Below are 13,879 nucleotides of genomic sequence, written 5' to 3'. Positions count from 1 at the left end.
CCACACCTCCTTATCCTAAGATTCCATCTGGAAGCCTTAATTCAAATCCAAACCGAAACACGTAATACACCACAACTGCTGTGGTCACAGATAAAAAGGTGAACAGCAGAAAATTCCAGGTTTTTTTCTGTCCTAATAAACAAAACTGGACAAATAGATAAACCGTTGTGGTTATAAGGAAACCGAGTTTAGGCATCAGATAAATGTAAAGAAGAATAAGTCCGGTTGTTAAGGCAACATTCCGGTATCTTTCAACCTTTGGAGTATCTTCTTCAACGACTTCGGCCTGTTCCTGCTCGGCGTGGCCCTCTGTAACCTTCCCGCTGTTCTCTTTTTTCGCTCTTTTCCAGTCCAGCAGAGTCTGGAAAAGAAGAACAAGACTTAAAACAAAAATTCCGCCCGCTGTCAGTCTGGGGGCAAAATCCGGCCCAATCTGGGACACGGTCAATCTTTCAAAATTAAAGGTCATGAGATACATCGCAATGGAAAGTATCAGTAATAAGACCGCAGCAATTAAATCTTTTATTTTTAACAGCCCAGGCATAAAGCGAGAACCCCTTTCCACGCGTTTTTTTGCAAGCGCTTACTTTTTTAAGTAAAAATTCATTTCCGCTGCCCTGATAGGGGTGTGTTCCTTTCAGGACAGCGATTTCTTATTTCACTAGTACTGTCTTGATAGATGTAAAAAATTCAATCGCTGCTTCTCCTTGTTCTCTTGAATGAGAGCTTGACCGTTTCATGCCGCCAAACGGAGCCTGCAGTTCAACGCCGGCACTTTCTGCATTCACTCTTACCAGACCGGCTTCAATTTCATCGATAAAAGCTAGAGATTTTTGAATATTGGTGGTGAACAGCGAAGCGCTCAACCCATACTCTACGTCGTTGGCTGTTTCAAATGCTTCCTCCAGGGTGTCGACTTTCATTAAAGCCAGGACCGGTCCAAAGATTTCCTCCCTGGCAATCGTCATGTCCCTGGTCACATCGTCAAACACCGCCGGGGTAATATAGTACCCTTTTTCTTCCGGAAACGTTTCCCCTCCGGTAAGAAGTGTTGCTCCTTCTTCTTTGCCTTTTTCAATATATCCGGATACGCTATGAAACTGATTTTCACTCGCACACGGTCCCATCCAGCTGTTTTCGTGCTGCCCGTCCCCCACTTTAATACCTTTTACTTTTTGGAGCAGTTTTTGGCTGAATTCTTCATAAACTCCTCTTTGCACGATGACCCGGCTGGTGGCTGTACATTTTTGTCCTGTGGATTTCAGTCCCCCGCTGATGACAGCATCCACGGCTAAATCAATATCTGCGTCGTCAGCCACAATGACTGGATTTTTACCTCCCATTTCGAGCTGGTATTTTGCTCCTCTTGCCAGCGCCCGCTGCCCAATGTCCCGGCCAACCTGTTCCGATCCGGTGAAGGTAATGCCATTTACTTTGGAATGATCCACCAGGCCTTGTCCTATTGTCGATCCTGAGCCTGTGACAAAATTAATAACACCTTCAGGCAGTCCTGCCTGTGCCAGGCATTCTACAATTTTTGCCGCCGTTACTGCCGCTTCCTGTGCCGGTTTGAAAACCACGGTATTCCCATACACGAGGGCAGGGGCCATTTTCCATACAGGAATGGCAACAGGGAAATTCCAGGGGGTGATGACTCCTACAACCCCAAGCGGATCCCGTTTTGTAAACATGAGCGCCTCTTGATCCGTAGACGGAATCACATCACCAGTCTTGCGCATGCCTTCTCCAGCATAGTATCTCAAAATAGCCGCACCGCGCATGGTTTCTCCTTTTGCTTCCGGAAATGTTTTTCCCATCTCTCTCGTCATGGTCTCTGCTATTTCTTCGACATTGGATTCCAGAATATTCGCTGCTTTATATAAGTAACTTCCTCTTTCCGGAGCTGCCTTTTTTCTCCATTCTGTTGAAGCTTCCTGCGCCGCTTCCACCGCCTTATTCAAATCCTCCTCTGTGGAATATTGATAATAGCCGACGACTTCCTCCGGGGCCGCTGGATTGATGCTCGACCGCTGATCCCCTGAAGCCGCCGGCATCCATTTTCCTTTGATTAAATTTAAGTATTCCTGCTTTTGTACAGTAACTCCCACGCTAACCCTCCTGTTTATTTTTAAGTGGATATTTCTCCATTGCTGTTTTCAATACGTTTTCCAATTCCGTATAGTGTTCTTTTTCCACCGGTACCAAAGGCGGTCGTACCGCTTGGCCCACCGGCATTCCCATGATTTCCATCCCCGCCTTGATTAAAGATACGGCATATCCCTTTCGTTTTTTGCGAATATGATTGATCGGCAGAATCACGTCTTGATACAACTGCTGAACCTTGTCGTGCTGTTCTTTCTTTAATGCCTCAAAAAATATCCGGGAAATATGAGGAATGTAATTGGAAATAGCAGAAGAATACGTCTCGAATCCCAATTTGTAGTAGGCCGGCATCGTGACTTCCGCAAACGGCATGCCGTTCATCCATTCCAGCCTGCTGCCAAGCGTCTGGGTGATTTCGACATTCAGCTCCATATTGCCCAGCCCATCTTTCATGCCGATAAGCTGCGGAAATGCTGTTAAGCGTTCTACTGTGTCTACATCCAATACCGCATTATTTCTCTGATAAACAACAGCATTTAATTCCGTACTGCTGATAACGGTTTCAAAATAGTGATAAAGACCCTCCTGTTCTCCCTGGATCAAATAGGGCGGCAGCATTAAATATCCGTCCGCGCCAAGCTCCTCTGAGACTTCTGCCTGTTTTACTGCTTCCTTGATATTTCCCCCAACGCCTGTATAAACAGGAACTTTATTTTTGGATCCATGCACTGCTGCTTCTATTAACTGCCGGTATTCCTTTTCCCCTAAAGACTGGAATTCTCCTGACCCACAACCTATAAACAGAGCTGATACGTCTTCTTTTACTAAAAAATCAATATTTTGTTCCAACGCATTTTGATCGACTTCCCCGCTTTCCTTAAAAGGAGTTACAGGAAAACCCAATATTCCTTTTGGAAAAGATCTGCTCCCATCCTGACTCATTTTTTCCTCCTCCATTTATCATGTAGTATCATCAATTAATTTGTTTTATTGTAATTAATTTTAATTGTAAGACAAATTAAAAATTAGGTCAATTAAAAATGTTAAGATTTTTAAAATTATATCGTTTTTACCATGTATTTAAAGAGACCGATTTTTTCATTTCATTGGTGGAGTTATTACCCATTCTTTACTACATTCTCTGGTTCTTCTCCATTCATGACATTTATAATGGCATCTGCGCATGTTACGGCCATATTCTCCATCGCCTCTTCGGTCAACGCTGCCATGTGCGGAGTGACAAACACATTATCTAATTCCCACAATGGATGATCCTTACCTGGAGGTTCCTTTTCAAATACGTCCAGACAGGCCCCACGGATTTCTTTTTCTTTCAAGGCTTGTATCAGCGCTTTCTCTTTCACGATTTCTCCCCTGGCTGCATTCAGTAATATCGCTGAGTCCTTCATCATGGAAAATGCGTTCTCATTCACCAAATGATGAGTAGAAGAAAGATATGGCACGTGGAGCGTAACAATATCAGCGTTTTTAAAAATCTCGCGTTGATCCTCCGTTTTATGGACAAAGGCCGGGATGTTCCTGGCATCCAAATATGGATCATAAACGTTGACCTTCATACCAAGGCCATAATACGCTTTTTCGGCAATTAAATGTCCTATATTACCAAATCCTACAATTCCCAAGGTTTTTCCCTTCAGCTCTATTCCAAGAATTTGATTTCGTATGCTGAAATGGCCCTTCCGCAGTCCCTGATCGGCTTGAATAAACTGCCTGGCACCGGCTATCATCATTCCCATCACGTGTTCTGCCACTGCATTGATATTGGCACGGGGAACATTCGTAACATACACCCCCTTTTTTAATGCGGTATTGACATCAATGTTGTCCAGTCCGACCCCGTGTCTTGCAATAATCTTCAAGCGGGGAGCTTGTTCTATTATTTGCGAAGATAACTCCATGGTTCGAATAAGAACTGCATCGCAATTTCTTATGGTTGATACAGACAACTCCTCTGAGACGGCATCGGGAATAATTACTTCAGCACCCGCCTCTTTCAACCGTTGAATCCCTTTCTCTGCAACTGGTTGTGGAATGGCTACGCTAAATCCCATCTAACTCCCCTTCCTTTTTTGATAATTGATATCTGATATATCAATAATGATGTAAAAACTGCCTACCGCACAAGACAAGGCGTTTTACTATCAAACGTCCAGCCTGGAATTAAATACTGCATAGCTTTTGAATCATCCCGGATTCCAAGCTTCTGGTCCTTGTACAGGGTATGAGCCTCTTCTATTTTTTCTCTGTCTATGTCGATCCCCAGCCCGGGTTTATCAGGGACACTTATCTTCCCATCTTCAATGTCAAACGGTTCCTTTGTTAACCTCTGTCCATCTTGCCAAATCCAATGCGTATCGATAGCTGTAATTTTACCCGGCGCCGCAGCTGCAACATGGGTAAACATAGCCAGAGATATATCGAAGTGGTTATTGGAATGCGACCCCCAGGTTAATCCCCATTCATGGCAAAGCTGGGCAACTCTTACCGACCCTCTCATCGTCCAAAAATGAGGGTCTGCCAGCGGGATATCTACCGATTGAAGCTTCATGGCATGATTCATCTGACGCCAGTCCGTTGCTATCATATTGGTAGCGGTCGGAAGTCCTGTTGCCTGCCGAAACTCAGACATTATTTCCCGGGCGGAAAACCCTTTTTCTCCCCCACATGGATCCTCTGCATAAGCCAGGACGTCATGTTTGTCACGGCATAAACGTACAGCTTCCTCCAAGGTCCATCCTCCATTCGGATCAAGAGTAATTCTTGCTTCCGGAAATCTTTCTGCCAACGCGGTGACAGCCTCTATTTCTTCTTCTCCACTTAATACGCCGCCTTTTAACTTGAAATCTTTAAAACCATAACGCTTATAGGCGGCTTCCGCCAAATGTACTATTTTATCTGGAGTGAGCGCTTCTTCATGCCTGAGACGAAACCAGTCCTCTGTTTCTTCTTCTCCGCTTTTATAAGGGAGGTCTGTTTTATTCCGATCCCCTATATAAAATAGGTACCCAAGTACTTCCACTTCTTTTCGCTGCTGTCCGTCTCCGAGTAATGCCGCGGCCGGAACATTCAGGTATTTTCCCATTAAATCAAGCAACGCAGCCTCCAATGCTGTCACCGCATGAACTGCGATCCGTAAATCAAAGGTCTGTTCCCCGCGCCCGGCATTATCTTTATCTACAAACTGACGGTATACCAAATTAACCAAATTGTTATATTCGGCAATGGATTTTCCGACGATCCAGCTTTCAGCTTCTTCCAATGTTTCGCTAATCTGCTTTCCTCCAGGAACTTCTCCGGCCCCCGTACGACCCGAACTGTCCGTTAAAAGAACAATATTTCTTGTGAAAAATGGACCGTGTGCACCGCTTAGATTAAGCAGCATGCTATCGGTTCCTGCAACTGGAATGACCTCCATCTTGCTTACTACTGGCGTTTTATCAGCCATTGTTCCACCACCTTATTTCGAATAATATCTGCTTTTTGAAATCGCTTACGTTATTGAGTTTTATAATCTATTTGAAGAAATACCGTATCATTCCTCCTTTGTTTCTGATTCCGTCTGGCTTTGATAGAGCCGCTCTCTAACATAATTGAGATGTTGATACATGCTGGTATATGCCTGCACTGGATCCCTCTGCTTCAGCGCATTCAAAATCTCCTCATGCTGACGAATGGTGGTATCTGAGTTTCTGTAACTGATTGGAATCTGGGACCATGTTTCATCAAATAAATTCAATAAAGGTTCAGAAATGGATTCAAGCAAGGGATTGCTTGCATTACGGGCAATTATTTCATGAAACTCTCTATCGATAGACTGGTAATTTTCCGTATTCTTCATTTCCTGTAGTTTCTCTTCCATTAGCTCCAATTCATCATCTGATATTTTTTCAGCCGCCAATGTGACCAGCCCAAGTTCGAGGGAAATTCTTGTTTCAATAATGGATTGAATATTCCCTGCAGATAAAGCGAGGATCATCGTAAAGGGTTTGCTGTTAATTTGATCAGAAAAAAATGTTCCATTTCTTGTTTTTCTATTCACCACCCCGACTGCTTCTAATGATGTCAACGCTTCACGCATGACAGGACGGCTCACATCAAACATTTCCATCAATTCCACTTCAGAGGGAAGACGGTCCCCGGGTTTTAATTCCCCACTCATCAGTAAGTGAACAATTTCATCAATCACTTGTTTTGACAATGTTTTTCGATCAATTGTTTTAATGTTCACGTTTTTCACTTTCATCGCAACCTCTCTATAACGGTGTAAAGTTTTTATGAGTTTTTTTAAATTGTAAGACAAATTAAATAGAATGTCAAATTAGAATTTATGTAAAATTTATGTTTTATTCCTATCTCATTTATTTAAAACAAGAAGCATAAATGGTAAAATATAGTTTGAAAGCGATTGCAAAATTGGATGCTGGAAAGGAGCTGAATTTTTTCTCGTCTATTCGAAAACGGTCATGAATAGGTTATGGACAGGTCATTATCTCTAAATACGAAAGGGGATATCATTATGCGGTATGATGCACCAAATTCACCCGGAAGTTTCGTACAATTCAAGGATCGTTATGACAATTTTATAGGCGGGGAGTACCAGGCTCCGGCAAAAGGAGAATACTTCGAAAACGCTTCCCCTGTGACCGGAGAAGTGTTCTGCCGGATCGCCCGCGGCACGGCTGACGACGTGGAGGCGGCAGTGGATGCCGGGGAAGCAGCACGTGATGCGTGGGCGAGGACATCTCCGGCAGAGCGGGGAAATATTTTAAATAAAATTGCCGATCGTATTGAAGAGAATGCCGAAATGCTGGCGGTGGCGGAAACATGGGATAACGGGAAAGCCGTCCGGGAATGCCTGAACGCGGACATTCCACTGGCAGTGGATCATTTCCGTTATTTTGCCGGCGTAATTCGGGCTCAGGAAGGTACGATCAGCCAAATTAACGACGATACGGTGGCCTATCATTTTCATGAACCTCTCGGCGTGGTCGGCCAGATTATTCCGTGGAACTTTCCGATTTTGATGGCCACCTGGAAAGTAGCTCCCGCCCTGGCAGCCGGGAACTGCATTGTATTGAAACCGGCGGAACAGACGCCGGCTTCCATCCACGTTCTGCTGAATCTGATTAAAGATCTAATTCCGGCAGGTGTGCTGAATATTGTGAATGGTTTTGGGGTTGAAGCTGGAAAGCCGCTGGCGTCCAACAGCCGCATCGCCAAAATCGCGTTCACCGGAGAAACAACAACCGGACGGCTGATTATGCAGTATGCGTCCGAAAATATTATCCCAGTGACGCTCGAGCTTGGCGGTAAATCTCCGAACATTTTCTTTTCCGATGTCATGAAGGAAGATGATAAATTCCTCGATAAAGCGATCGAAGGGTTCGTTATGTTCGCCCTCAACCAGGGGGAAGTCTGCACATGTCCATCCCGTGCTCTGATTCATGAATCCATCTATGATAAATTTATGGAAAAAGCGCTGAAACGGGTGGAAGCGATCAAGGCCGGTCATCCGCTTGATACGGAGACGATGATGGGCGCCCAGGCTTCCCAGGAGCAGATGGAGAAAATCATTTCCTATCTCGATATCGGAAAACAGGAAGGTGCGGAAGTTCTTACCGGAGGGGAAGTTAATAAACTGGATGGAGAAATGGCCGGCGGCTATTATGTACAACCGACGATTTTCAAAGGGAACAATAAGATGCGTATTTTCCAGGAGGAAATTTTCGGTCCCGTTTTGGCGGTAACGACGTTTAAAACAAACGAAGAAGCGCTGGAGATTGCCAATGATACATTGTATGGTTTAGGAGCCGGGGTCTGGACCCGCGACATTAACACAGCCTACCGCTTTGGGCGTGAAATTCAGGCCGGCCGCGTCTGGACGAACTGCTACCATGACTACCCGGCACACGCGGCATTCGGCGGCTACAAAAAATCCGGCATCGGCCGTGAAAACCATAAAATGATGCTTGATCATTACCAGCAGACGAAAAACCTGCTCGTCAGCTATGGAGACAGCGCCCTCGGTTTCTTTTAAGTCATGATACAGAAAGGGTGGATCTCATGAAGGTAGAGAAAGTGACAGCAACAGAATCAGCCCTGGAATTCATTGAAAAGCTGAGAGAAAAACACGGCCCGCTGATGTTTCATCAATCCGGGGGCTGCTGCGACGGCAGTTCGCCGATGTGCTTTCCTGAAGGCGAATTCCGTGTCGGAGAAAGTGACGTATACCTGGGGGATATCGGAGGCATGCCGTTTTATATGTCAAAAGACCAGTATGAGTACTGGAAGCATACCCAGCTGATCATCGACGTGGTGGATGGCCGCGGCGGCATGTTTTCCCTCGAAGGACCAGAAGGCAAACGATTTCTTACCCGTTCCCGCATGTATACCGAAAAAGAACGAGAAGCCCTGAAAAACGAAGCATAACGAAAAAAACGGATGGGCTGTATACCTATCCGTTTTTTACTCCACAATAAATACCAAGCGTTCGCTTATTGCTCATTGATTTTTTTTCGGAATCATACTATTCTTGATAGTAAGTGTAAGTTCACCGATTACTTAGGAGAAAGGAGCTTCCCTCATGCCGCATTGGTTTATTATCTTCACTATTCTAGTATCTATTGGAACAGGGATTTGGTCTTTCTTTAATATTCGCAGAGGGTATTAATCCCTTGCCTGCATAGGGATAAGAACAACGCAAAACCTTTCCTCGTATATTTTCTTATCCGCGAAGAAAAAAGCGCCGTGACGGCGCTTTTTTAACAATGTAAGAACAGGAGGACGATGCAGCTTGAAGTCATTCGCCGTGCTTATATTAGGAGCCGGCCTTCTCTCTCCTTTTTCTTCTTTTTCATTTCCTAATGATTTGTTCTGGAATAAAGAGAAAGACACTCCGCCTGAGACAGAAACAACATCGGAGGAAGAATGGGAAGAGACCTGGAGTGAAGCTCAGCAGGAAGCCGAAAAAGCGGCTGAAGACAACCGGACAGAAGAAGAAAAACTGGAAGATTTTGATGAAGAGTGGCGTTCTTTTGAATCGGAGTCTCCGTTCCCAGATTTAGAATTCCTTGATTTTACTAAGTTTGGGGCGTTTGGAGACACCCGCTTTTCCGCTCCTGCTTCGGATACAGGCGCTGAAGCAGAATCATCCTTACATCATGATCCCTCTTCCTTTGAAGAAAAATGGGATCAGTTTGGAGAAACGTTTGAGGACACCTATGAAAATGAAACAAACGATTCCTTTGATTGGGAAGACTCTTTTGACAGCAGCTCGGGGACCTATGAGAAAACTAACTAGATTTCTTGGCACTCATTCTATAGTCTGGACCCAGAAAGGCGTAGCTATGAAGACAAAACCCTTGAATCTATTTGATCCCTTTCCTGAACTGGAAACCGATCGGCTTCGTTTGCGAAAATTGCTTCAAGACGACCTCCATGACGTATATAACTATGCTTCCAACCCGGAAGTGAGCCAGTACATGCTTTGGGACACCCACCAATCCATACAGGATACCCAGCAATTTTTTAATATTGCTTTTGAAAAATACAAAAAAGGAGAGCTGGCTCCCTTCGCGATTGAATATAAGTCGACCGGCCGCGTCATTGGCACGATTGATTTTGTATGGTGGGAGAGAGAAAACGCAACAGCCGAACTCGGTTATGTTCTTACCCCTTCTTACTGGGGACAGGGGTTGATCCCGGAAGCTGCCCAAAAACTTGCGGCTTTCGGCTTTCAGCATATGAATTTATTTCGGATAGAAGCACGTTGTTATGCAGATAATGCGAAGTCGATCCGGGTAATGGAGAAACTCGGCATGTCCCGGGAAGGTGTGATGCGAGGACGCCTGCAGGTGAAAGGAAGTCGCCGGGATGTGACCCTCTACGCTTTATTAAGGTCCGAGTGGGAAAAGACAGATTCTCCTAACTAAATACAAAACGGCCTGGATACTTACTTCGGCCGTTTTTTTCTGATTGTTGCCCTATTTACGGACAGAACATGTGAAGATGATGATGAAGATTCACAAATTCTGCCGGGAGAACTCCCCCGTATTCCCCATCCAAATTCAGCTCCATGTCCTCTTCCACATCAATTTTTATCCGGTTTGCCTGCATGTACATAATTTTATCATGATGCAGGTGTTCTCCATTCAAGGCCTGGCTGCCAATACGGATCAGTTCAGGGATGTTTGTTTTTTTAATCACAATCATATCAAACATGCCGTCGTTAAATTGGGCGTTTGGAACCAGCTTTTCAAATCCGCCGACGGAATTCGTATTGGAAATAAGAAACATCATGATTTCTCCTTCAAACAGTTTCCCATCGTATTCGATCCGGGCGTATTTTGGTTTTAAGAAACGGAGCTTTTCAAATCCTTTAACATAATAGGCAAACTGCCCGAGCATCGTCTTGAGCTTGCTTGGGGTGTCATACGTAAGCTCTGTCAGCTTTCCCCCGGCAGCAATATTAATGAAATATTGGTCGTTCACTTTGCCGATGTCGATCGGCTGGCTGTGGTTAGAGCAAATCACATCACATACCGACTCAATATCATTTCGATGAAGGCCAAGGGCGCGGGCCAAATCATTTGTTGTACCAGCCGGGATGATTCCTAATTTGGGACGCCTCTTCAACTCTGCCAATCCATTGATAACTTCAAAAATGGTGCCGTCGCCTCCCGCTGCCACAACGACATCAAATCCACTCTCCCCTGCCCGTCTCGCTTCATCTCTCGCTCCACCCTCGCGTTTGGTCATATGAGCGGAAGCTTCGTATCCCTCGTTTTCCAGACGGTCCAATATATAGGGAAGATGTTTTTTCGTTTGCTCTTTTCCAGACGTCGGGTTGTATATTACTCGTGCTCGTTTCATGACGGTTCTCCTATTAGTAAATTCTTGTCTCTCCCTATCCTACACGATTCCAAAAGTCCTGGCGAGTCTTCTGTTTTATTCCTGCGAAAGCTGAACTAGGATAATAATATTTCCATATAAATCTTTGACATGGACCGCCTGGTGTTCCGGGGTATCCATGATTTCCCCCATGGCTTCCGCTCCCGCCTGTTCTGCCTGCCTCAGTGCCTGTGTAAAATTGTCGGTATACAGAACCAGGGCCGGATGCGGGGTGGTCTGGTTCCCTATTTTTTCTTTCTGCTCCGGAGTGTCCGCTTTTAAAAACCAGAGACCGGTATCATCTTGTCCCGGGAGGCCTAAATGCAAAAACCGCTGCCCGGATTCCTCCCTATCCACCAGTTTTTTAAAACCAAAAGCCTGTTCATAAAAGGCGGATGCTTCGTCATAATCGTTTACCAGTATAATCATGCGGCCCAGCTTATTCATTTGTCTCCCTCTTTCTTGTTATTGTCCCCGTTTTACATTCTACAAGGAGGCAGCTGTATCCTCTTTTAGTTTTTATTCAGGTCAAAATGGGAATAACTTACTAAGGAACATAGAAAGGGAGGGGTCCTTCTGACACGTGATATTTTTATTTCAGATATACATGGTCAATTTAAAACCTTTACGTCGCTATTGACAAAACTGGAGTATGATCCGGAACAGGACCGCCTGTTTTTGCTTGGGGACTATATTGACCGCGGGCCGCAGTCGTTTCAGGTCATCCGTTACCTCCTGCAGTTAAAGGAACTGGCGGGAGATAATATTACCTTTTTGATGGGAAATCATGAAGATATGATGCTTCATGCGTTTCAACAGGAAGACAGCACAGATATCTCGCTGTGGATGCAAAATGGGGGAATGGAAACGTTAAAAAGCTACATTGGCGCAGAGCTTGTCGAAAGCCCATTTGATGAAATTGAACATGCCATCCGGCAGGATTTCCCGGAACATTTGGATTTCATAGAAAACCTGCAGCTGTATGAAGAGACACCGGAGCATATTTTGGTTCACGCCGGTATAGATCCGTATGAAGAACATTGGAAGGACGCCGCGGCTCGTACGTTTGTATGGATCCGTTCTCCTTTTCTGGAAAAACAGCATTCGGCGGACAAAACGGTAATCTTTGGCCATACACCGACCCCTACACTCCATCAGGATGCTGGAGTTTGGTTTCAGTCTGATAAAATAGGCATTGACGGTGGAGCCGGCTTTGACATGCAGCTAAACGCCCTCATTTTCGAAAACGAAGAGTACCATGTCGTCTCCATGCCGGTAGACAAGTGAATAAGAATTCTGCTCGTCTTTTGGAGATTAGTGCTTCCCCCTTTTCTTCCCGGATATGGGTTCAGAGCCGCCTCCCCAGCGAAAGAAAAGCTGCTTTTCTACAGATAGAATTCTGCAGGAAAGCAGCTTTTTGTACACTAGGCGTCCATGCCTTCGAGGATTAATTTGTTTACCATCTGCGGGTTGGCTTTGCCTTTTGTTTCCTTCATGACCTGGCCGACAAGGAAACCAAGGGCTTTGTCCTTCCCATTTTTATAGTCTTCAATCGACTGTGGATTATTTTCCAGGATTTGATCGACAATCTGCTTAAGCTCTCCTTCATCCGAAATCTGAACGAGACCTTTGTCTTGAACAATCTGTTCCGGGTCGCCGCCTTTTTCCATCAGATCGCTAAAGACAGTTTTAGCAATTTTAGTGGAGATGGTACCTTTTTCGATTAAGGTAATCAGCTTCGCCAGTCCTGCCGGCGCCAGCGCTGTGTCAGCAAGCTCCAAATCGTTGGAATTCAAATAGCCGTTCACTTCCCCCATCAGCCAGTTGGCAGCCTGCTTCGGATCTGCTCCTTCCTCAATGGTCTCCTGGAAGAAGTCTGCCATATTTTTAGACTGCGTCAGCACGGCCGCGTCATAGGCGGGAAGTTCAAATTCCTGCATGTACCTTTCCCGGCGCGCGTCCGGCAGTTCCGGTATCGTTGCTTTTACGCTGTTCTTCCAGTCTTCATTGATGTAGAGAGACACGAGGTCCGGTTCCGGGAAGTAGCGGTAATCATCAGAGCCTTCCTTCACCCGCATCAGCGTCGTTTCTTTCTTCGCATCATCCCAGCGTCTTGTTTCCTGAAGAATTTCCCCGCCGGAGAGCAGCTCCTGCTCCTGACGCTTTTCTTCAAAGGCCAGTCCCTTCTGAACATTGGCAAACGAGTTCAAGTTTTTCAATTCTGTTTTCGTTCCGAATTCTTCCTGCCCCGCCGGTTTCAGTGAAATATTTGCATCGCAGCGGAGAGAGCCTTCTTCCATTTTGCAGTCGGAGACTTCCGTATACTGCAGTACAGCCTTCAATTTCTCAAGATAAGCGTAAGCTTCTTCCGGTGTTTCGATATCCGGTTCGGATACGATCTCAATCAACGGCGTCCCGACCCGGTTAAAATCCACCAGACTGTGGTCGTCAAACTCGTCGTGCGTCAGCTTCCCGGCATCTTCCTCCATATGAATACGAGTGATCCCGATTTTCTTCGTATAGCCTTCTACTTCAATTTCAAGATGCCCGTTTTCTCCAATTGGCTTATCAAACTGGGAAATTTGGTAAGCTTTTGGGTTGTCGGGATAAAAATAGTTTTTCCGGTCGAATTTCGTTTCGCCTGCAATCTCACAGTTTAAGGCCAGTGCTGCTTTCATGGCGTATTCCACGGCGCGCTGGTTCAATACGGGCAGCACACCGGGGTGGCCGAGGCAGACTGGGCACGTATGCGTATTTGGCGGAGCTCCAAATTCCGTTGGACAGTTACAAAAGATTTTCGTATCAGTTTTTAATTCAGCATGGACTTCAAGTCCAATGACAGTATCAAATTTCATCATTTTCCCCC

14 protein-coding genes are annotated in these 13,879 nt (G+C 45.4%); 5 read left to right on the top strand and 9 right to left on the bottom strand.

What is annotated here, in order from left to right; translation table 11 throughout:
* Nucleotides 1-10: 10 nt before the first annotated feature.
* The 6 genes from G475_RS26340 to G475_RS24885 form a co-directional block, all read right to left on the bottom strand.
* Complete coding sequence (locus tag G475_RS26340; protein WP_051302453.1) at nucleotides 11-544, bottom strand: tripartite tricarboxylate transporter TctB family protein; 534 nt, start codon at nucleotides 542-544, stop codon at nucleotides 11-13.
* Nucleotides 545-653: 109 nt separating this feature from the next.
* Entirely contained in the window at nucleotides 654-2,108 is a 1,455-nt protein-coding gene (gucD, locus tag G475_RS0112150; protein WP_026701541.1) for an alpha-ketoglutaric semialdehyde dehydrogenase GucD, read from the bottom strand.
* A gap of 1 nt (nucleotide 2,109) precedes the next feature.
* A complete protein-coding gene (kdgD, locus tag G475_RS0112145) occupies nucleotides 2,110-3,045 on the bottom strand; it encodes a 5-dehydro-4-deoxyglucarate dehydratase (protein ID WP_026701540.1) in 936 nt (311 codons plus the stop codon).
* A 176-nt stretch (nucleotides 3,046-3,221) separates the two neighbouring features.
* Nucleotides 3,222-4,175 carry a hydroxyacid dehydrogenase gene (locus G475_RS0112140; RefSeq protein WP_026701539.1) on the bottom strand — a complete coding sequence of 318 codons (954 nt, stop codon included), beginning with the start codon at nucleotides 4,173-4,175 and terminating at the stop codon, nucleotides 3,222-3,224.
* Nucleotides 4,176-4,237: 62 nt separating this feature from the next.
* Complete coding sequence (gene gudD / locus G475_RS0112135; protein ID WP_026701538.1) at nucleotides 4,238-5,569, bottom strand: glucarate dehydratase; 1,332 nt, start codon at nucleotides 5,567-5,569, stop codon at nucleotides 4,238-4,240.
* Between the two features lie 87 nt (nucleotides 5,570-5,656).
* Complete coding sequence (locus tag G475_RS24885; protein WP_035711075.1) at nucleotides 5,657-6,367, bottom strand: FadR/GntR family transcriptional regulator; 711 nt, start codon at nucleotides 6,365-6,367, stop codon at nucleotides 5,657-5,659.
* Nucleotides 6,368-6,640: 273 nt separating this feature from the next.
* Between G475_RS24885 and adh the strand changes: the two genes are divergently transcribed.
* The 4 genes from adh (at nucleotide 6,641) to G475_RS0112110 (ending at nucleotide 10,055) form a co-directional block, all read left to right on the top strand.
* Nucleotides 6,641-8,161 (top strand): aldehyde dehydrogenase, encoded by a 1,521-nt coding sequence (gene adh / locus G475_RS0112125; protein ID WP_026701537.1) that lies wholly within the window; start codon nucleotides 6,641-6,643, stop codon nucleotides 8,159-8,161.
* 26 nt (nucleotides 8,162-8,187) lie between these two features.
* Nucleotides 8,188-8,553, top strand: coding sequence for a DUF779 domain-containing protein (locus tag G475_RS0112120; RefSeq protein ID WP_035711070.1), 366 nt, complete (start codon nucleotides 8,188-8,190; stop codon nucleotides 8,551-8,553).
* A 364-nt stretch (nucleotides 8,554-8,917) separates the two neighbouring features.
* A complete protein-coding gene (locus G475_RS0112115) occupies nucleotides 8,918-9,424 on the top strand; it encodes a hypothetical protein (protein ID WP_026701535.1) in 507 nt (168 codons plus the stop codon).
* Nucleotides 9,425-9,470: 46 nt separating this feature from the next.
* Nucleotides 9,471-10,055, top strand: a complete 585-nt coding sequence (locus tag G475_RS0112110) for a GNAT family N-acetyltransferase (protein WP_035711066.1) — start codon at nucleotides 9,471-9,473, stop codon at nucleotides 10,053-10,055.
* 55 nt (nucleotides 10,056-10,110) lie between these two features.
* Here the strand turns inward: G475_RS0112110 and G475_RS0112105 are convergent, their stop codons facing one another.
* The gene (locus G475_RS0112105; protein ID WP_026701533.1) at nucleotides 10,111-10,995 is read right to left on the bottom strand and encodes a diacylglycerol kinase; all 885 of its coding nucleotides are present in this window, start codon (nucleotides 10,993-10,995) and stop codon (nucleotides 10,111-10,113) included.
* A gap of 75 nt (nucleotides 10,996-11,070) precedes the next feature.
* Nucleotides 11,071-11,460: a VOC family protein gene (locus G475_RS24880; RefSeq protein ID WP_035711061.1), complete on the bottom strand. Its 390-nt coding sequence runs from the start codon at nucleotides 11,458-11,460 to the stop codon at nucleotides 11,071-11,073.
* A gap of 129 nt (nucleotides 11,461-11,589) precedes the next feature.
* Here G475_RS24880 and G475_RS0112095 point away from each other — a divergent pair, with 129 nt between their 5' ends.
* Nucleotides 11,590-12,300 carry a metallophosphoesterase family protein gene (locus G475_RS0112095; protein WP_026701532.1) on the top strand — a complete coding sequence of 237 codons (711 nt, stop codon included), beginning with the start codon at nucleotides 11,590-11,592 and terminating at the stop codon, nucleotides 12,298-12,300.
* Between the two features lie 137 nt (nucleotides 12,301-12,437).
* Here G475_RS0112095 and gatB read toward each other — a convergent pair whose 3' ends face one another.
* Nucleotides 12,438-13,868, bottom strand: coding sequence for an Asp-tRNA(Asn)/Glu-tRNA(Gln) amidotransferase subunit GatB (gatB, locus tag G475_RS0112090; RefSeq protein ID WP_026701531.1), 1,431 nt, complete (start codon nucleotides 13,866-13,868; stop codon nucleotides 12,438-12,440).
* Nucleotides 13,869-13,879: the final 11 nt, after the last annotated feature.

Origin of the sequence: Salibacterium aidingense DSM 18341 (assembly GCF_000429685.1) — a bacterium.
Lineage (GTDB): Bacteria > Bacillota > Bacilli > Bacillales > Marinococcaceae > Salibacterium > Salibacterium aidingense.
Note: the sequence above shows the minus strand (reverse complement) of the source record. Positions and strands in the feature narration are given on the sequence as shown.